Annotated in this window: 15 protein-coding genes, 1 tRNA gene and 3 pseudogenes; 9 read left to right on the top strand and 10 right to left on the bottom strand. The window is 70.5% G+C overall.

Annotation, left to right across the window (positions count from 1 at the left end):
- Positions 1-191 (bottom strand): annotated as a pseudogene (locus tag AB0A63_RS38120) (fasciclin domain-containing protein); the annotation flags it as partial.
- Positions 192-412: 221 nt separating this feature from the next.
- Here AB0A63_RS38120 and AB0A63_RS38115 point away from each other — a divergent pair.
- The 5 genes from AB0A63_RS38115 to AB0A63_RS38095 all read left to right on the top strand — a co-directional run bounded on the left by AB0A63_RS38115 (position 413) and on the right by AB0A63_RS38095 (position 3,856).
- Positions 413-1,015: a sigma-70 family RNA polymerase sigma factor gene (locus AB0A63_RS38115; protein WP_360400796.1), complete on the top strand. Its 603-nt coding sequence runs from the start codon at positions 413-415 to the stop codon at positions 1,013-1,015.
- The gene (locus AB0A63_RS38110) at positions 1,012-1,734 is read left to right on the top strand and encodes an anti-sigma factor (RefSeq protein ID WP_360400793.1); all 723 of its coding nucleotides are present in this window, start codon (positions 1,012-1,014) and stop codon (positions 1,732-1,734) included. Before AB0A63_RS38115 ends, AB0A63_RS38110 begins: the two co-directional genes overlap by 4 nt.
- 29 nt (positions 1,735-1,763) lie before the next feature.
- Positions 1,764-2,381: a lysoplasmalogenase gene (locus tag AB0A63_RS38105; RefSeq protein WP_360400791.1), complete on the top strand. Its 618-nt coding sequence runs from the start codon at positions 1,764-1,766 to the stop codon at positions 2,379-2,381.
- A 66-nt stretch (positions 2,382-2,447) separates the two neighbouring features.
- A tRNA-Lys gene (locus tag AB0A63_RS38100) sits at positions 2,448-2,521 on the top strand.
- A gap of 900 nt (positions 2,522-3,421) precedes the next feature.
- Positions 3,422-3,856 (top strand): hypothetical protein, encoded by a 435-nt coding sequence (locus AB0A63_RS38095; protein WP_360400788.1) that lies wholly within the window; start codon positions 3,422-3,424, stop codon positions 3,854-3,856.
- Here AB0A63_RS38095 and AB0A63_RS38090 read toward each other — a convergent pair.
- Positions 3,814-4,323, bottom strand: a pseudogene (locus AB0A63_RS38090) (tetratricopeptide repeat protein); the annotation flags it as partial. The gene AB0A63_RS38095 and the pseudogene AB0A63_RS38090 sit on opposite strands and share 43 nt — an antisense overlap.
- A 337-nt stretch (positions 4,324-4,660) precedes the next feature.
- On the opposite strand from AB0A63_RS38090, the gene AB0A63_RS38085 reads away from it, so the two are divergent.
- The gene (locus AB0A63_RS38085; RefSeq protein WP_360400785.1) at positions 4,661-5,155 is read left to right on the top strand and encodes a hypothetical protein; all 495 of its coding nucleotides are present in this window, start codon (positions 4,661-4,663) and stop codon (positions 5,153-5,155) included.
- Positions 5,156-5,352: 197 nt separating this feature from the next.
- Here the strand turns inward: AB0A63_RS38085 and AB0A63_RS38080 are convergent.
- A pseudogene (locus AB0A63_RS38080) lies at positions 5,353-5,682 on the bottom strand (AAA family ATPase); the annotation flags it as partial.
- Positions 5,683-5,806: 124 nt separating this feature from the next.
- The gene (gene dnaE / locus AB0A63_RS38075; protein WP_360400782.1) at positions 5,807-9,367 is read right to left on the bottom strand and encodes a DNA polymerase III subunit alpha; all 3,561 of its coding nucleotides are present in this window, start codon (positions 9,365-9,367) and stop codon (positions 5,807-5,809) included.
- A gap of 353 nt (positions 9,368-9,720) precedes the next feature.
- Here dnaE and AB0A63_RS38070 point away from each other — a divergent pair, with 353 nt between their 5' ends.
- Together AB0A63_RS38070 and AB0A63_RS38065 are read left to right on the top strand one after the other, a co-directional pair.
- Positions 9,721-10,707 carry an acyl-CoA desaturase gene (locus AB0A63_RS38070; RefSeq protein ID WP_360400779.1) on the top strand — a complete coding sequence of 329 codons (987 nt, stop codon included), beginning with the start codon at positions 9,721-9,723 and terminating at the stop codon, positions 10,705-10,707.
- 43 nt (positions 10,708-10,750) lie between these two features.
- Complete coding sequence (locus AB0A63_RS38065) at positions 10,751-11,452, top strand: SDR family oxidoreductase (protein ID WP_360400776.1); 702 nt, start codon at positions 10,751-10,753, stop codon at positions 11,450-11,452.
- A 3-nt stretch (positions 11,453-11,455) separates the two neighbouring features.
- On the opposite strand, the gene AB0A63_RS38060 is transcribed toward AB0A63_RS38065, so the two are convergent.
- The 6 genes from AB0A63_RS38060 to AB0A63_RS38035 form a co-directional block, all read right to left on the bottom strand.
- Positions 11,456-12,655 carry a cytochrome P450 gene (locus AB0A63_RS38060; RefSeq protein ID WP_360400773.1) on the bottom strand — a complete coding sequence of 400 codons (1,200 nt, stop codon included), beginning with the start codon at positions 12,653-12,655 and terminating at the stop codon, positions 11,456-11,458.
- Between the two features lie 15 nt (positions 12,656-12,670).
- The gene (locus tag AB0A63_RS38055) at positions 12,671-13,453 is read right to left on the bottom strand and encodes an ABC transporter permease (RefSeq protein ID WP_360400770.1); all 783 of its coding nucleotides are present in this window, start codon (positions 13,451-13,453) and stop codon (positions 12,671-12,673) included.
- The gene (locus tag AB0A63_RS38050; protein ID WP_360400762.1) at positions 13,450-14,385 is read right to left on the bottom strand and encodes an ATP-binding cassette domain-containing protein; all 936 of its coding nucleotides are present in this window, start codon (positions 14,383-14,385) and stop codon (positions 13,450-13,452) included. The genes AB0A63_RS38055 and AB0A63_RS38050 overlap by 4 nt, the downstream gene beginning before the upstream one ends.
- A 12-nt stretch (positions 14,386-14,397) precedes the next feature.
- On the bottom strand, positions 14,398-15,240 hold the full coding sequence (locus AB0A63_RS38045) for a DUF4097 family beta strand repeat-containing protein (RefSeq protein WP_360400759.1): 843 nt from the start codon (positions 15,238-15,240) through the stop codon (positions 14,398-14,400).
- A 72-nt stretch (positions 15,241-15,312) separates the two neighbouring features.
- Positions 15,313-15,834 (bottom strand): YlcI/YnfO family protein, encoded by a 522-nt coding sequence (locus AB0A63_RS38040; RefSeq protein WP_360400756.1) that lies wholly within the window; start codon positions 15,832-15,834, stop codon positions 15,313-15,315.
- Between the two features lie 216 nt (positions 15,835-16,050).
- Positions 16,051-16,665, bottom strand: coding sequence for a helix-turn-helix domain-containing protein (locus tag AB0A63_RS38035; protein WP_360400753.1), 615 nt, complete (start codon positions 16,663-16,665; stop codon positions 16,051-16,053).
- Between the two features lie 110 nt (positions 16,666-16,775).
- On the opposite strand from AB0A63_RS38035, the gene AB0A63_RS38030 reads away from it, so the two are divergent.
- Positions 16,776-17,780 (top strand): DMT family transporter, encoded by a 1,005-nt coding sequence (locus tag AB0A63_RS38030; RefSeq protein ID WP_360400750.1) that lies wholly within the window; start codon positions 16,776-16,778, stop codon positions 17,778-17,780.
- Positions 17,781-17,805: the final 25 nt, after the last annotated feature.

Here is a 17,805-nt window from a genome sequence, read left to right as displayed (position 1 = left end):
CAGCCGGGGCCGACGAGGTTCGAGGCGGGGTCGGCCATCGCCGACGAGGACGGCGGTGCCATCGAGGTCGCCGACGTGGTCGCGGTGGTGGAGCTGCTGCCGGCCGTGTCACCCGAGCCGCAGGCCGCGCCGAAGAGGGCGAGCGAGGCGGCGCCGACGGCCAGGACGGTGGTGCGGACGGTCTTGTTCATGACAGGACATCTCCAGGGAGTGGTCGAGCGGTTGCTGCCGGTGATTCGCGACCCCCCGGTGAGCGGATGGGTGCGGTTATCGATCCGTTACCCGAAGCCGTCGCCCACAGTCGGCGTCGAGGGCGGTGACCTGCGCTTCAACCAGTCAGTCGGACACCGACCGATCCATTCGCGCTCCTGCTGCGAACACCAGAGGACAACGCTCCAGGAGAGGACGCAGGATGCCGAAGCTCGAGCGGCCGCTGCACGGCCTGCCACCGGCCACCGGCCATCCGGCCGAACCGTCAGCCGACGAGCTGCTGGCCCTGGTCGCGCGTGGTGACGAGGCCGCGTTCGAACGGCTCTACGACGTGGCGTCCGGTTCGGTGTTCGGCCTGATCAGGCGGGTGGTGCGGGACCAGGCGCAGTCGGAGGAGGTGTTCCAGGAGGTGATGCTCGAGGTGTGGCGGACGGCGACGAGGTTCGACCCCGAGAGGGGCAGTGCCACGACCTGGATCATGACCCTGACGCACCGCCGTGCCGTGGACCGGGTCCGGTCCGCGCAGGCGGCGAGCAACCGCGAGGAGCACGTGGCGCGGCTCGACCCCGCGCGGCCGTTCGACGAGGTGAGCGAGCAGGTCTCCGGCCGGTTCGAGCAACGCCAGGTGCGCCGCTGCCTGAGCTTCCTCACCGAGCTGCAGCGCGAGTCCGTCGTGCTCGCCTACTACCAGGGCTACTCCTACCCGGAGGTGGCGAGCCTGCTGGGCCTGCCGCTCGGCACGGTCAAGACGAGGATGCGCGACGGCCTGATCCGGCTCCGCGACTGCATGGGGGTGACCGGATGAGGACCACGTCCCCCGATCTGCACACGCTCACCGGCGCCTACGCCGTGAACGCCCTGTCCGACCTCGAACGCGCCGCGTTCGAGACCCACCTGGCCCACTGCGCCGGTTGCGCCGTGGAGGTCGCCGAGCTGGCGGCCACCGCGACCCGCCTGGGCGTCGCCGTCGAGTTCACGCCCCCACCGCACCTGCGCGCCCGCGTGCTGGCGGCGGCGAGCGAGACCCGCCAGCTGCCCCCGCACACCCCGCGCGCCGCCCGTTCCCGCAGCTGGCGCCCCGCCGGCGGCCTGCTCGCCGCCGCCTGCCTGGTCGCGGCCGTCGTGCTGACCGTGCAGGTCACGGGTTCCGACTCGTCGCAGGACCAGCTGACCCAGCTGGCGAGCGAGTACGGCCGGTTCTCCGACCTGCTGTCCACACCGGACGCCAGGCTGGTGACCGCGAACGGACCGGCCGGGTCGACCGCCACCGCCGTGATCTCCCCCAGCCGCAACGAACTGCTGTTCCTCAGCCGCTCGATGCCCGCCCCGCCGACCGACCGCGTCTACCAGCTGTGGGTGATCAACTCCGACGGCCCGCACTCGGCCGGCGTGCTCCCCTCGGGCTCGGCACCACTGCTGACCGGCGGCGTCACCGGCGCCGAGCGGGTGGCCGTCACCGTTGAGCCACAAGGAGGTTCGCCCACCCCCACCGGCGAGAAGGTGATGGAGATCACCGTCGTGTGACGGTGCCGCAGTCGCTTTAGGCTGCGCCCGTGAAGAAACAGGCCTACGCGCTGGCCGCGGTCGTGGACTCGATCGCGGCCGCGCGCCGCACCACCTCCGTCCGCAAGGTGACGAAAACCGCGCTGATGCCCGCTTTGGCGGTCGCCAGCCCACCCCGCGACCCCGGCATGGCCGTGGGTCTCGCCGGCTCGTGGGCGGGCGACGTGGCCCTGCTCGGCGACTCCGACCGCGCGTTCCGCACCGGCCTGTTCTCGTTCCTGGCCGCCCACCTCGGGTACATGGCGGCACTGGCCCGCCGCTCCCGCCCCGGCACCCGCGACGCGGTCGTGCCGATCGTCGCCGCTTCCGCAGCCGCCGCAGCGCTCTTCGGCCGCGCGGCCGGCCCGCTGGGACGCCCGGTCGCCCTCTACGCCCTCACCCTGGGCACGATGGTGGCCGCCGCGTCCACCGCCCGCGGCACCGGCGCCCGCCGCGTCCTCGGCGGCGCAACCCTGTTCATGACCTCGGACGCCCTGCTCGGCGCGAGTCGGTTCGTCCTCAAAGGACGTGCCGCCCGCATCGCGTCGGCCGGGGTGATGCCGACCTACACGGCCGCGCAGTGGCTGCTGCACACCGGCTTCGCGCAGGGTCGGGGGGAGCCCTCGTAAAACGGTTCCCAGGCGTGTGCTAACGTTCTTCTCGTCGGAACGAGCAGGACACCGGCACACAAACAAGCGCCGCTAGCTCAGTTGGTTAGAGCAGCTGACTCTTAATCAGCGGGTCCGGGGTTCGAGTCCCTGGCGGCGTACACCGGAGAAGCAGGTCGAGATTCGTCTCGACCTGCTTCTCCTTTTGTGCGGGGTTCGTCGCAGACCACCACCGGCTCGACCTCGGCCCACGGCTACTGCTGGTTCCCGACGTTCCTGGTCGCTTCCAGGCGGGCTCGGACGACCTGGACGTAGTCGGCCGGGGTCTTCGCGTTCCTGCACAGCACGACGGCCTTGCAGTCGTCGTCGAACGCGACGACCGCGCCCGGCCCGGGGTTGTCTTCGAGGGTGCAGCCGCCGAGGCCGAAGTCTTTGTGGGGCTGGGCAGCCGCGGCGGCGAAGGCAGCCCAGCGGCGCGCGTGCAGGGCGCTCCGGCGAGAAGGGGACTCCGGCGGGTGAGCAGGAAGAGCCGCGTGTACGCGCCCGCCTTCCTGATGACCGCCAGCTCGTAGCTCAGCTGCCGGTACGGGTGCGGGAACGTGATGACGCAGCGGGAGTGCTCCACCAGCCACGCGAAGTGCTCGCGCCACTCCTTGTCGGCCGTGTAGGCCGCCGTTCCCCCGTGCAGGGGCAGGCGGTCGTGCAGGTTCCCCATGTGCTGCCAGCGTCCCAGCAGCTCGCTGGCGGTGGGCTCCAGGAACTCGGCGAACGACGCCCTGCCGCGGCGGAACCGGTTGGGCTTGTACGTGATGCCGAGCCCGGTGTTCACCCCGTGGTCAGCGGAGGTGTGCGCGAACAGGTCGAGCTCGCGGCGGAACCCGCGGATGTAGACCACCGCGCCGGCCTGGAGGACCACGTCCCTCTCCGCCTCTGCCTTGTCCTTGCGCAGCGCCGCGTCGAGGAAGAGGCTCGCCAGGACGATGAACGGCACGACGAAGACGTGCGCCCCACCGGTCAGGTGGATGACGGCGAGTCCCACCGGGACGGCCAGGGTGAGCGCCTTGCCGATCGAGAGGAACGGCATCCAGTGGCTCCTGCTCCCCACCTTCCTGGTGCGGCTCGGCCTGGTCGTCAGGACCAGGAGCGGCACGGCCAGCACGCCACCGCCCAGGATCGTGAGCAGGACGGTGCTGCGGACCGGGACGTCGTCGAGCGCCACGACCACGTCGAACACCACGCCCGACAGCCAGGCGCCGGCGAGGGCGACCCCCGTGGCGACGTGTCCCAGCCGTCGGCGCAGGTCCCGTTGCGAACCGACCTCCTCGCGGGAACCGGACCAGTACAGCGCCGCGGCGGCCACCACCGGCAGCAGGACCATGACCACCAGGTTCAGGGCGGACTCGACGGCCCGCCGGTGGCAGACGAACGCGAACCGGTGCCGTCCCGCCGAGGACAGCGCGACGCCCATCGCGTCGAGCGCCTGCGCCTGGCCGTAGCGGTCGCCGAGCCGCCGGAAGAGCCGCACCGCCTTGGCGTGCAGCACGACCCCGCTGTCCAGCGACCCCTGCGCGGTGCGGACCCGGCCGAGGAGGTTGACCGTGCTCGCCTGTCCCGCCAGGTCGGCGCGGGCGGTGTAGATCCGCAGCGCGGCGGTGGCGTCGTCGCACGCCTCGTCCGGCCTGCCCGCGTACAGGTGGCTCCCGGCCCTGCCGTTGAGGCAGTTGGCCTCGCCGTGGGTGTCGCCGCAGCGGCGGTAGTTCTCCAGCGCGGCCGAGTAGCACTCCGCCGACTTCGCCGGTTCACCGATCTCGGCGTACGCCCTGGCCAGCGACTGCAGGACGCGGTTCTCGGCGGCCACGTCGGCCAGCACCCGCGCGGCCTGGAGCGCGGTGGTGTGGCAGTCGGCCCAGTCCTGCCACCGGCCGTGCAGGTGCAGGAAGTCGGTGAGCGCCCACGGGATCATCCACGCGTGGGCGAACGCCCCCTGGTCGAACGCGATGCGGGCGGCGGCGAGCAGGGCCGTGATCTCGGCCGCGAACCAGTCGACCGCCTCGGTGTAGCCCTCCACCGCGGGGAGGACCATCCCCTGGGGCGGGGCGGGCGCGTCGATCGGCCGCCGGTGCGAGTTCAGCACGCGGTCGGCGCGGAGGGCGGTGTGCAGGGCGTGGTCGAGGAAGCCGGTGATCGCCGCGCGGCGCACCTCGTCCGGGTCGACGGCCGCGCACCGTTCCCGTGCGAACACCCGGAGCAGGTCGTGGAAGCGGTACCGGCCGGCGTCGGCGAGCAGCAGGTTGTGCGACGTGAGCTCGCGCAGGTGGCCGCCGGCCTCCCGCACGGTCAGCCCGCTCACCGCCGCCGCGCCCTCGACGCTGAAGGAGTCACCGGGCCACAGGCTCGTCAACCGCACCGTGCGGGCGGCCCCGTCCGACAGCAGGTCGTACGAGCTGGAGATGACCGCGCCCAGGTCGGCGGCGGGGATGTCCAGCCGCAGACCGTGCTCCCGCAGCTCCCCCGCGAAGCGCTCCAGGTCCATCCCGGGGTGCTGCACCGCGGAGGCCCGCCGCGATCGACACGGCGAGCGGCAGGTCGGCGCACTCCTCGGCGAGCAGCGCGACCGCGGATCACCGGCCCGTCCGGCGCCGAGGTGGTTCTCGAACAGCTCCAGCGACTCGGCGCGCGTCAGCGTTCCCAGTCGCAGGACCTCCGCGCCGTACAACGCGTGCAGCGCGGCGGGGCTGCGGCGCGTGGTGACGACCACGAAACACCCGTCACCGGGCAACAGCGGTTGCACCTGACCGCTGTCCCGCGCGTTGTCGAGCACCAGCAACAAAGAGCGGTCGTGCACCAGATCGCGGAAAAGAGCCATTCGCTCGTCGCTGTCCGGCGGCACCTCGCCGGGAGGCACCCGCAGCGCGGACAACAACGCCAGTGTGGCCCGGTCCCGGCTGACGGCGGGCTGTCCGGGCGTGAACCCGTGCAGGTTGAGGTAGATCTGCCCGTCGGGGAACAACCGCTCGGCGACGTCCCTCGCCCACCGCGTGACCAGGCACGTCTTGCCGACTCCGGGTGCTCCCTCGACCACGCAGACCCGGTTCCCCCGCCCGGCCGGGGTCTCCGCCAGCGCCGTCAGCGCCGCGAGCGCGTCCGACCTGCCGACGAAGTACCTGCTGGTAGCGGGCAGCTGGCGGGGGACGTGGCGGCGCTGCGCGGTGTCCGGGTGCACGTGGACGCCCCCGTGCACGGTGCCGGCCTGGACCACTGGCCCCCGTCCCCCCACCGCCTGGTTGCTGACCGCGCTCGACCCGTGGTCCACATTTCCCATCATCCACAGCAATGCGCAGAAATCCCGTGCGTCACTCCTGCGGACCAGTTCCGCTGATACGGCTGAGTTATCGCTCAGGCCATTTGCGGTGCTGACGCGGAAAGCAGTCCTCGTCGAATCGAATTCACCTCTGGACGGTCACACCGCGGATCGTCTTGAGGTCGCCGAAGAACGACGGGGTCGGCTGGACGCGGTAGTTGTCCACGACCAGCAGCTCCTTCGTCTTGTCGCGGCGCTGGACCTCCAGGTGCACGGCGACGTGGCCCTCGTGCGACTTGAGGGTCAGCTTCAGCTCCTCGACGATCTCCGGCGTGAGGTTCTTCGCCTGCAGGCCCAGCACGATCGGCGGGTCGGCGTCGGGGTTCAGCTCGGCGTCGCTGATGTCGAGCGGGATGACGCCGTCGCCGAAGATCGCCATCTTGTCCTCGCGCCAGTTGACGCGGCCCTTGACGCAGACGGCGGAGTCGAGCTCCAGGTCGTCCTTCAGCACCTCGTAGGACTTCGGGAAGAACAGCACCTCGATCGAGGCGTCCAGGTCCTCGATCACGGTGATGGCCCAGGGCTGGCCGTTCTTGTTCACCCGGCGCTCGATCGAGGAGATCATGCCGGAGACGATCAGCTCGCCGTCCTTGGGCGGGTCGTCCAGGATCACGGCGATGGGCCGCGGGGCGTGCTTGCGCAGGATGCGCTCGGCGCCGTCGAGCGGGTGCGAGGAGACGTAGAGGCCCAGCATCTCCTTCTCGTAGCTGAGCATCTGCTTGCGCGGGTACTCGTCCGCACCGATCTTGAGGTGCGCGAGCGGTGAGGTGCTGTCGTCCGGCTCGTCGGCGCTGTCGGAGCCGAAGAGGTCGAACTGGCCCTCCGCCTCCTTGCGCTTGATCGGCACCACGCCGTCGACCGCGTCCTCGTGGACCTGGAAGATGCCCAGGCGGGGGTGGCCGAACGAGTCGAACGCGCCGGCCTTCGTCAGCGACTCGATGACGCGCTTGTTGCAGACCACGAGCTCGGACTTGTCCATGAAGTCCGTGAACGACGTGTAGGCGCCCTTCTCGGCACGGGTCTTGATGATCGACTCGACGACGTTCGCGCCGACGTTGCGGATCGCGCCGAGGCCGAAGCGGATGTCGGTGCCGACCGCGCTGAACCGCAGCGCCGACTCGTTGACGTCCGGCGGGAGGACCTTGATGCCCAGGCGGCGGCACTCGGCGAGGTAGACCGCCGACTTGTCCTTGTTGTCGCCGACCGAGGTGAGCAGGGCGGCCATGTACTCGGCCTGGAAGTTCGCCTTCAGGTAGGCGGTCCAGTAGGAGATCAGGCCGTACGCGGCGGCGTGCGACTTGTTGAACGCGTAGCCGGCGAACGGGAGGATCGTGTCCCAGAGCGCCTGGATGGCCTCGTCGGAGAAGCCGCGCGGGTCGGCCCGCATACCCGCCTGGAAGCCCTCGAACTCCTTCGCGAGGACCTCGGCCTTCTTCTTGCCCATCGCCTTGCGGAGCACGTCCGCGCGGCCCATGGAGTAGCCGGCGACCTCCTGGGCGATGAACATGATCTGCTCTTGGTAGACGATCAGGCCGTGCGTCTCGCCGAGGATCTCCTTGAGCGGTTCCTCGAGCTGCGGGTGGATCGGCTTGACGTCCTGGCGGCCGTTCTTGCGGTCGGCGTAGTCGTTGTGCGCGTTCACGCCCATCGGGCCGGGCCGGTACAGCGCGCCGACGGCGACGATGTCCTCGAACGTCGTCGGCTGCATGCGCCGCAGCAGGTCGCGCATGGGGCCACCGTCGAGCTGGAACACGCCGAGCGTGTCACCGCGGCCGAGCAGCGCGTAGGTCTCCGGGTCGTCCAGCGACAGGTTGTCGAAGTCCGGGACGGCGGCCTCACCGCGGTTGGCCTTGATGTTGTCGATCGCGTCACCCATCACGGTGAGGTTGCGCAGACCGAGGAAGTCCATCTTGAGCAGGCCGATGTTCTCGCACGACGGGTAGTCCCAGCCGGTGATGAACGAGCCGTCGGGGCGGTACCAGAGCGGGATGGACTCGGTGAGCGGGTCCTTCGACATGATGACCGCGCACGCGTGCACACCGGCGTTGCGGATCAGGCCCTCGAGGCCGAGCGCGGTGTCGAAGATCTCCTTCACCTGCACGTCGGTCTCGAGCAGCGACCGCACCTCGGCCGCCTCGCCGTAGCGCGGGTGGCTCTTGTCGACGATGCCCTTGAGCGGGATGTCCTTCGCCATGATCGGCGGCGGCAGCGCCTTGGAGATCTTGTCGGCGATCGCGAAGCCCGGCTGGCCGTGGTGTACGCGCGCCGAGTCCTTCAGCGCGGCTTTGGTTTTGATGGTGCCGAACGTGATGACCTGCGCCACCTTGTCCGCGCCGTACTTCTCGCTCGCGTAGCGGATCATCTCGCCGCGCCGGCGGTCGTCGAAGTCGATGTCGATGTCGGGCATGGCGGTGCGCTCGGGGTTCAGGAACCGCTCGAACAGCAGACCGTGCGGGATCGGGTCGATGTTCGTGATGCCCATCGCCCACGACACGGCGGCACCCGCGGCGGAGCCACGGCCGGGACCCACCCGGATGCCGACGCTGCGGGCGTAGCTGATCAGGTCGGCGACGATGAGGAAGTACGCCGGGAAGCCCTTGTCGATGATGACCTGGGCCTCGTAGTCGCAGCGCTTGATGTACTCCTCGGGGACCGGCTGCCCCTTGAACCGCCACTCCAGGCCGCGCTGGATCTCCTTGCGGAACCAGGACGCCTGGTCCTCGCCCTCGGGGACCTCGAAGTTCGGGATGCGGTCGCGCGGGGTCCACACGTCCTCGTACGACTCGATCATCTCGGCCACGAGCAGCGTGTTGTCGCACGCCTCCGGCAGGTCCTTGAAGACCTCGCGCATCTCGGCGGCCGACTTCAGGTAGTAACCGTCACCGTCGAACTTGAACCGGTTCGGGTCGGTCAGCATCTTGCCGGACTGCACGCAGAGCAACGCGGAGTGCGTGTCCGCCTGCTCCTTGGTGACGTAGTGGCTGTCGTTCGTCGCCAGCGGCGGGATGCCGAGCTTCTTGCTGATCGCGAGCAGGTCCTCGCGGACCCGCGTCTCGATGCTGAGACCGTGGTCCATCAGCTCCAGGAAGAAGTTCTCCTTGCCGAAGATGTCCTGGTAGTCGCCTGCGGCCCGGTAGGCCTCCTCGACCTGGCCGAGCCGCAGCCGGGTCTGCACCTCGCCGGACGGGCACCCGGTCGTGGCGATGATGCCCTCGGAGTGCTCGGCGACCAGGCCGCGGTCCATGCGCGGCTTGTAGTAGTAGCCGGTCTTGCTGGCCTCGGTGTGCAGCCGGAACAGGTTGCGCAGGCCGGTGGCGTTCTTCGCCCACATCGTCATGTGGGTGTAGGCGCCCGCACCGGAGATGTCGTCGCCGCGCTGGGACGGGTCGCCCCAGAACACGGGCTTGTTGTGCAGCCGGTTGTGCGGTGCGAGGTAGGCCTCGATGCCGATGATCGGCTTGATGCCGGTCTTCGTCGCCGTCTGGTAGAACTCGTCGGCCCCGTACATGTTGCCGTGGTCGCTCATGCCCACCGCGGACATGCCCAGCCGCTCGGCTTCCTCGAACAGCGGGGCCACCTTGGCCGCACCGTCGAGCATCGAGTACTCGGTGTGCACGTGCAGGTGGACGAACGACTGCCCAGACAAGGCGGAGACCTCCCAGCATCGTGGTCGACTGTGCCGGACCCGGCACGGACCAGACGCACACACTAGCCAAGCCCGGTCCGCCGCGGCCGCCCGACCGCACAGCGTCGATGATGCCCCCGAACCTACCCGGACGGGTCGCGCGACGCGCCGTGCGGTGAGCTCGCGGAGGCCGGCCCGCGGGTCGGCGGGCGGGACGCCGCAGTGGCTGCTCAGGCGTGCGCACGTCATCACACCGGGTGACATCCAGCCGTGGTGGGCGAGCTCGAACTCGCCGGTGCGCGGTGCGGGCGGCCTTTGCGCATCCGTCACCGGTTGTGCGTTGACTTGCCGCCGAAGCACGTCAAACTGCACGAATGGTGCTTCGGCAGGCGAGCGACTTCGCCCAGCTGTCCGCGTTGATCAAGCAGGCCGGCCTGCTGCGGCGACGGCGCGGCTCTTACTACGTCCGCATCGGTGCGAACCTGCTGGTGTACGCCTCGCTGTGGGTGGTGTTCGCGGTGCTGGGCGACAGCTGGTGGCAGCTCGCGGTGGCGGTCGCGCTGGCGGTCATGACCACGCAGCTGGCGTTCATCGGCCACGACGCCGGCCACAAGCAGATCTTCGCGTCCCGGCGCTGGAACGAGGTCACCGGCTACTTCCACAGTGGACTGGTGGGGGTCAGCTACGACTGGTGGGTGGGCAAGCACAGCCGCCACCACGCCAACCCCAACCACGAGGACGAGGACCCGGACGTCGACATCTCGGTGCTGGCGTTCACCCAGCGGCAGAGCGCGGCCAAGCGCGGGCCGCTGCGCTGGATCGCCGCCCGCCAGGCCTTCCTGTTCTTCCCGCTGCTGCTGCTCGAAGGCTTTGCGCTGCACTGGCACTCGATCAGGTACTCCGGCCGGGAGCGGTACGTGATGATCGCGAACGTCGTCGTGTACCTCGGCGTCGTCTTCTGGGTGCTGTCCCCCGTGTACGCCATCGCGTTCGTGCTGGTGCACCAGGGGGTGTGGGGGCTCTACATGGGATGTTCGTTCGCCCCCAACCACAAGGGCATGCCGGTGCTCTCGGCCGGGCACTCGCTCGACTTCCTGCGCAAGCAGGTGCTGACCTCCCGCAACATCACCGGCGGCTGGTTCGTCGACCTCCTGCTCGGCGGGCTGAACTACCAGATCGAGCACCACCTGTTCCCCAGCATGCCCCGTCCGGCGCTGCGGCACGCCCAGGTGATCGTGCGGGAGTTCTGCGAGCAGCACGGCATCTCCTACGCCCAGTGCGGGCTGTTCCGCTCGTACGGGTACGTGCTGGAGCACCTGCACGAGGCGGCCGCACCGCTGCGGGTCAAACCCGCGGTCTGATTCCCGCCAGACCCGCGGCTGCCGTTCGACCAGGCTTTGCCCCATGGGATCACTTGAAGGCAAAGCAGCACTGGTCACCGGTGGCAGCCGCGGGATCGGGGCCGCAGTCGCCGCCAGGCTCGCCGCGCTGGGTGCGCGGGTGGCGGTGACGTACCAGAACACCAAGCCGGACAACGGGTTCGCGATCAGGGCGGACAGCGCCGACCCGGACGCGGTGGTCGCGGCGGTCGACTCGGCCGCGGCGGAGTTCGGCCGGCTCGACGTGCTGGTGAACAACGCGGGCACGTTCCAGGTGGGGCCGCTGGACGAGATCGGCCGTGCCGAGTTCGACCACACCATGGCCGTGAACGTCCGTGCGCCCTACCTCGCGGCACGGGCGGCGGCACGGCACATGCGCGACGGCGGCCGGATCATCAGCATCGGCAGCAACGTCGCGGTGTACGCGCCGTTCCCCGGTTTCGCGTTGTACTCGGCGAGCAAGACGGCGCTCATCGGGATGACGAAGGGCCTGGCCCGCGAACTGGGACCGCGGGGCATCACCGCGAACATCGTGAACCCCGGTCCGACCGACACGGACATGAACCCGGCGGACGGGCCGATGGCGGAGACGATCCGCGGGCTGACCGCGCTGGGGCGCTACGGGCAGGCTGCGGAGATCGCCGAGGTGGTGGTGGCGCTCGCGGGGGACGCCGGTGCGTACGTCACCGGTGCCTCCGTCAACGCCGACGGCGGGTTCACCGCCTGACCGCTACTGCCCCCAGGTGACCGGCAGGGCGTGCACGCCGTAGATGTTCATGTCGGTCCTGAGCCTCACCTCGTCAGCGGGCACGGCCAGCCGCAGCGTCGGGAACCGGCGCAGCAACCCCTCGAAGCCGGCGCGCATCTCGATGCGGGCCAGCTGCTGGCCGAGGCACTGGTGGATGCCGTGCCCGAACGCCAGGTGGCCGCGTGCGTTGCGGTGCACGTCCAGCTCGTCGGCGCCGGTGAACCTCGCGGGGTCGTGGTTGCCCGCCAGCAGTGACAGGACGACCGTCGACCCCCGCGGGATCGTCTCGCCGAAGAACTCGACGTCCTCCGCTGCGTAGCGGAAGAACACGTCGGCGACCGCGAGGTAGCGCAGCAGCTCCTCGACGGCGCCGGGGACCAGCTCGGGGTCCGCCCGCAGCGCCGCGAGCTGGTCGGGGTGCTCCAGCAGCGCGAACGTGCCCAGCGCCAGCATGTTCGCCGTCGTCTCGTGCCCGGCGAGCAGCAGCAGGAACGACATGCCGACCAGTTCCGGGACGCTCAGGTCCTCGTCGCGGGCGAGGTCGGACAGCAGGTCGTCGGCGGGGTCGGCGCGCTTGGCGGTGACGAGGCCGGCCAGGTAGGTGGCGATGGCCGTGTAGGCGGCCATCTTGTCCTCCAGGGTGATGTCCCGCTCCATCATCCTGGAGGAGTTCACCTGGAAGGTCTCCCGGTCGGCGTACGGGACGCCGAGCAGCTCGCAGATCACCAGCGACGGCACCGGAAGCGCGAACTCGGCGACCAGGTCGACCGGCGGGGTGAGCTGTGCCAGCGCGTCGAGCTGCCGTTCGGTGATCGCGATGATGCCCTCTTCGAGCGCCTTCATCCGCCGGACGGTGAACGCGCCGGTGAGCTTGCGCCGCAGCCGGGTGTGGTCCGGCGGGTCCATGCTCAGGAACAGGCCGGGCTCCTGCGGGGACGGCTCGGTCTGCTCCGGCCAGCCCGGCGTCGGGTACGGCACGTGCAGGACCCCGAGGTCCTGGCGGGAGCTGAACCGGGTGTCCGCCAGCGCCTGCCGGACGGCCTCGTAGCCGGTGACCAGCCACCCCTCGTGGCCGTCGGGGAAGAGCATCGGACTGACCGGGCGCTCCGACCGCACGGCGGTGATGGCGCTGGGCGGGACGAACGGGCCGGCGTCGCGGTCCATCGGCAAGCCTTGCAACATGGTTCAGTCTCCTTCTCAGCGGGTGGACTCGCGGTTGAACAGCTTCTTGGACCACAGGTAGCCGCCGAACCCGATGACGACGCACCAGCCCAGCGCGATCCAGCCGCTGTGGCCGATCGGCGTGCCCGTGAGCAGGCCGCGCAGCGCGTCGATGAACGGGGTGAACGGCTGGTACTCGGCGAACCAGCGCAGCACCGCCGGCATCGAGTCGGTGGGCACGAACCCGTTGCCGAAGAACGGCAGCAGGATCAGCGGCAGGCCGATGTTGCTCGACGACTCGACGGACCTGCTGGCGAGGCCCAGCGCGGCGGAGAGCCAGATGAGCGCGAACGACATGCCCACCAGCAGGCCGATGACGGCCAGCCACTCGACCGGGCCCGCCTGCGGCCGGAACCCGATGGCCACGGCGACGCCGAAGACGAACGCCATGGCGAGCACGGTCTGCACGAGGCTGCCGACGACGTGTCCGGTGAGGACGGACACCCGTGCGATCCGCATGGTGCGGAACCGGTCGACGATGCCCTCGGTCATGTCCATCGCGATGGAGATCGACGTGCCCTGCACCGCCGCGGTGATCGCCATCAGGACGATCGTCGGGGTGACGTAGCTCAGGTACTCGGCGCGGCCACCGGACGGCCCGCCGAGGCCGGCGCCGAGCGTGCCGCCGAAGACGTAGACGAACAGCAGCAGGAAGACGACCGGCATCAGCAGCAGCTGGAACGTCATCGACGGGTAGCGGACCATCCGCCGCAGGTTGCGGCGGACCATCGTCGCCGAGTCGGTCAGCACGTAGCTCATGGCTGGGCCACCTTTTCGGGATTGCCGGTGAGGGCGAGGAAGACGTCGTCGAGGTCGGGGGTGTGCGTGCTCAGCGAGCCGACCGGGACGGCGTTGTGGTCGAGCCGGTCGAGCAGCGCCTTGAGCGAGCTCACGCTGCCGTCGTTCGGCACGCGCACCGCGAGCGCGTCGCCGTCGCGGGTGGCGGTGCGGACGACCCGCAGGGCGGACTCCAGGTGGCGCGGGTCGGTGAACTGCAGCAGGACGTGACCACCGGGGATGCGCCGCTTGAGCTCGTCGGCGGTGCCCTCGGCGACGACCCGGCCGTTGTCGAGCACCGCGATCCGGTCGGCGAGCTCGTCGGCCTCCTCCAGGTACTGGGTGGTCAGGAAGATCGTGACGCCGGAGGCGACCAGCTCCCGCACGACCTGCCACATGGCGCGGCGGCTGCGGGGGTCGAGCCCGGTGGTCGGCTCGTCCAGGAAGATCACCTGCGGTGAGCCCACGAGCGTCATCGCGAGGTCGAGCCGGCGCCGCATGCCGCCGGAGTAGGTCGACGCCGACCGGTCCGCCGCGTCGACGAGGTCGAACTGCTCCAGCAGCCGGTCGGCCCTGCGCCTGCCCTCGGTCTTGCCGAGGTGGTGCAGGTCGGCCATCAGCTTCAGGTTCTCCCTGCCCGTCATCAGGTTGTCGACGGCGGAGAACTGGCCGGTGACGCCGATGGCGGCGCGCACGGCGTCCGGGTCGGCGGCAACGTCATGTCCCGCAACGGAAGCACTGCCGCCGTCGGCGCGGATCAACGTGGAGAGGATCTTGACCGTGGTGGTCTTGCCCGCGCCGTTCGCGCCGAGCAACGAGAAGACGGTGCCGCGCGGCACGGTCAGGTCGACGCCCTTGAGCACCTCGGTGTCGCCGTACGAGCGGCGCAGGCCGGTTGCCTTGATCGCGTTCATCGGGGTTGCTCCTCAGGCCCGGCGGATCGTGATGTCGCCGAACGACGTGCTGGCGTGGACCTCGACGGTCTGGGTGGAGTCGCCGGGGCCGTCGCTGCCGTCGAGGGTGTTGGTGACGCGGCCGAACCCGGTCTTGACGTCGAGCCACGCGGCGGTGCCCTGGGCGATGCCGAGCTCGATGCTGCCCATCGCGGTGCTGAGCGTGGCGGTGTCGCGGACGACCTCGCCGACGGTGACGGACCCCATGGCGGTCTTGGCGTCCAGCAGCGCGCCGACCCGTTCGGCGGTGATGTCGCCGTTGGCGGCGCGGGCCCGCAGCTCGCCGCCGACCGTGCCGATCTCGGTGTTGCCGTTGGAGTTCTTCACCGTCAGCGAGCCGGTGACGGCACCGACGCGGATGCTGCCGCTGCCGGACTTCACGTCGGCGTCGCCGTTCACGGCGCCGACGGTGACCTGACCGGCACCGGTGTCGACCTTCAGCTTGCCGGTGCGGTCGACGTGGACGTGGCCCGCGGACATGTCGGCGCCGGTCTCCCCGAGCACGCCGCTGGTGCGGATGCCGCCCGCGGTCACGTCGAGGTCGGCCTTCGAACCGGTCGGCAGCTCGATGACCACGTCGACGCTCCTGGTCTTCTTGGAGAAGTCGAACGTGCGCTTCTGGCCGCGGACGGTCAGCGTGCCGTCGGCGAAGTCGACGCGGGTCTTCTGCGCGGCCTCGACGTCGGAGGTGTCGCGCGGGTCGGACGGCCGGATCTCGACCGAGGTCGTCGTGCGGTCGCTCGCCCTGACCTCGACGTGGCCCGCGTAGATGTCGAGCAGCACCGAAATCGGTTCTGGCGTGTCGTAAGAAGGCATGGCTGTCCCCTCAGAAGGTGTCGGAAAACCGTCTCCGCAGGTCAGAGACGTGAGGTGAAGAGCGGCAGGGAGCTAGCGGACCCAGCCGGTGAACCGCTGCGACTGGGCGACGCCGCCCAGCCAGGAGTCGGTGCCGGTGTCGCGCTTGGGAGCCAGCTGGGCCGTCGCGGCGCGGACCAGCCACGCGTTGACCGAGCGGCCCTCCTTGGCGGCTGCCTCGTCGATCGCGGCCTTGAGCTGTTCGGGCAGGCGGACGTTGATGCGCACGGTGGCGCCGTCCTCGTAACCGGAGGCGTCCTCGGCCGGTGCCGGGGCGGGCTTCGGCGCGACCTCGGCCGGCTGCGGCTCCGGTGCGCGGCGGGTCACGACGAACCGGGGGTCACGGCCCCGCAGCAGCACCTGCACCGAGTCCGGTGCCAGGTCCGCGGTGATCTCGTCGGCGGCGGCGGAGAGCGCTTCGAGCAGCGCCAGCCGGATCGCCGACTCCATCGACACGGTCAACCGCTCGACCAGCGCGCTGTCCTCGCCGCTGCCCATCTCGGCGGCGGTGAGGAGCTCGCGGCCGAGGGAAGCCACATACGGGGTCAGATCCATGGCACCACTATGGCACACGGTGGCACCACCCACAAGCACCTTTGGCTCAATTTGGCATCACCGTGGCTCAAAATCCGGCCCCAGGAAGGATAGTCGCAGCTCACAGCAGTGAAGCAGGATGGCTCACGCGGTGCCACAGCGACTCGGAAGTGGCCTTCGGACCGCAGCGCGACCGAGCCGGGTGGCACCCGGCGGCTCAGGCTGGCTCAGCGTGGCTCAGGGCATCAGCAGGCGGTGGCTCATCCACGTGAGCCCCTCCGCGATCTGCTCCCTGCTCACGCCGCGGCGGCGCTGCTCCTGGTAGACCTCCGGCGCCAGCGGGGCCAGCAGCACCTCGATCAGCCCGTTCGGCTCCGTGACGCCGGCCTCGACCAGCAGCGACCGCACGTGCACCCGCCAGAACCCGTAGGCGCCCGTGCCGAACCGGGCGGACCCGACCTCCGCGCCCAGCACGAGGTGCAGGTGCCGGTCCAGCAACGAGGTCATCGCGCCGTAGAACGCCGCCAGCCGGTCCGACGGCGTCGCGCCGGGACCGAGCGGCGGCTCGCCGCGCAGCAACTGCTCCTGCAGTTGCCGTTCGTGCTCGTCCAGCAGTGCCGCGGCGATCGACGCCGGGTCCGGGTACCGGCGGTACAGCGTCGCCCTGCCGACACCGGCGGCGCGGGCGATGTCCTCCATCGTGACCTGACGCGCGTCCTTGGCCGCGAACACCTGTTCCGCGGCCGCGAGCACGCGCGCACGGTTGCGCGCGGCGTCGACGCGCTCCTTGACCTCCGGCTGCCCGGTCGTCACCGCGAGCAGGGCCTCACCCTGTCCGCCCCTGATGGCCATGGCCGAATCCTACGCGCACCGCAAGGAAGTGGACAGCTCGTCCACTTGCCCCTTAGGCTGACGCGGTCATATGGACACGCTGTCCACTTATTCAGGTCGGGGGTAGTCCCGTGTACTTCGCACTCTTGGCGGCGGCGCTGCTGGTCGGATGTCTGCTCGCCGTGCAGGCGTCGGTGAACCTTCAGCTGAACAAGGCGGTCGGCACGCCGTACGGCGCCTCGACGCTGCAGCTCAGCGTGGCCACCGCACTGCTCGCGATCCTCGCGGTCGCGGTCGGCACGATCGGCGCGGTCTCCCTCGTGCCCGACGTCGAGCCGTGGCACCTGCTCGGTGGCCTCGCAAGCCCGCTCTACATCACCAGCGGCATCCTGCTGTTCCCGCGCCTGGGCGCGCTGGCGGCCGTCGGCCTCTTCGTCACCGGCCAGATGTTCGCCTCGCTCGCGCTGGACCTGTTCGGGCTGTTCGGCGTGCCGAGGCAGCCGCTCACGATCGGCATCGCGGTGGGCGCCCTCGCCGTCCTGGCCGGCATAACCGTGATCATCCGCGGTCAGCTCAAGGCGCAGAAGGCAGCCGCACCCGCCAGCGCCGCGCCCGCACCGGCCACGCCCGCGGGCGGTGGCACCGCCGTCGCGACGAAGTCCGCGTCCGGCACGAGCGTGAAGCAGGCCGGCTGGATCGTGCTCGGCATCGTCGCCGGTGCCGTGCTGCCGATCCAGGGCGCGGTGAACGCCAAGCTGCGCGCCGACCTCAAGGCGCCGATCACCGTCGCGATGATCAGCTTCGTGGTGGCCACGCTCGCCATCGCCATCGTGCTGCTCGTCATGCGCGCGCTCAACCGCACTCCCGCGCCGAAGCTGGCGCCGCTCAAGACGATGCCGTGGTGGGGCTGGCTCGGTGGCGCGTGCGCCGCCGCCTACGTCACCGCGACGTTCATGCTCATCCCGGAGATCGGCGCCGCCACCACGGTCGCGCTCACCGTCACCGGCCAGCAGCTGGCCTCCGCGCTGATCGACAGCCGCGGTCTGTTCCAGATGCCGCGCCGGCCCTTCACCGCGGTCCGCGTCACCGGCCTCGCGCTGCTGGTCGTCGGTTCCGCACTCGTCCAACTCACCTGACACCACGCACTTGGGGGGACCACCC

It is taken from the genome of Lentzea sp. NPDC042327 (assembly GCF_040647275.1).
Taxonomy (GTDB): Bacteria; Actinomycetota; Actinomycetes; order Mycobacteriales; family Pseudonocardiaceae; genus Lentzea.
The sequence above is the reverse complement of the archived record's forward strand: the minus strand, read 5'-3'. Positions and strand labels throughout refer to the sequence as shown.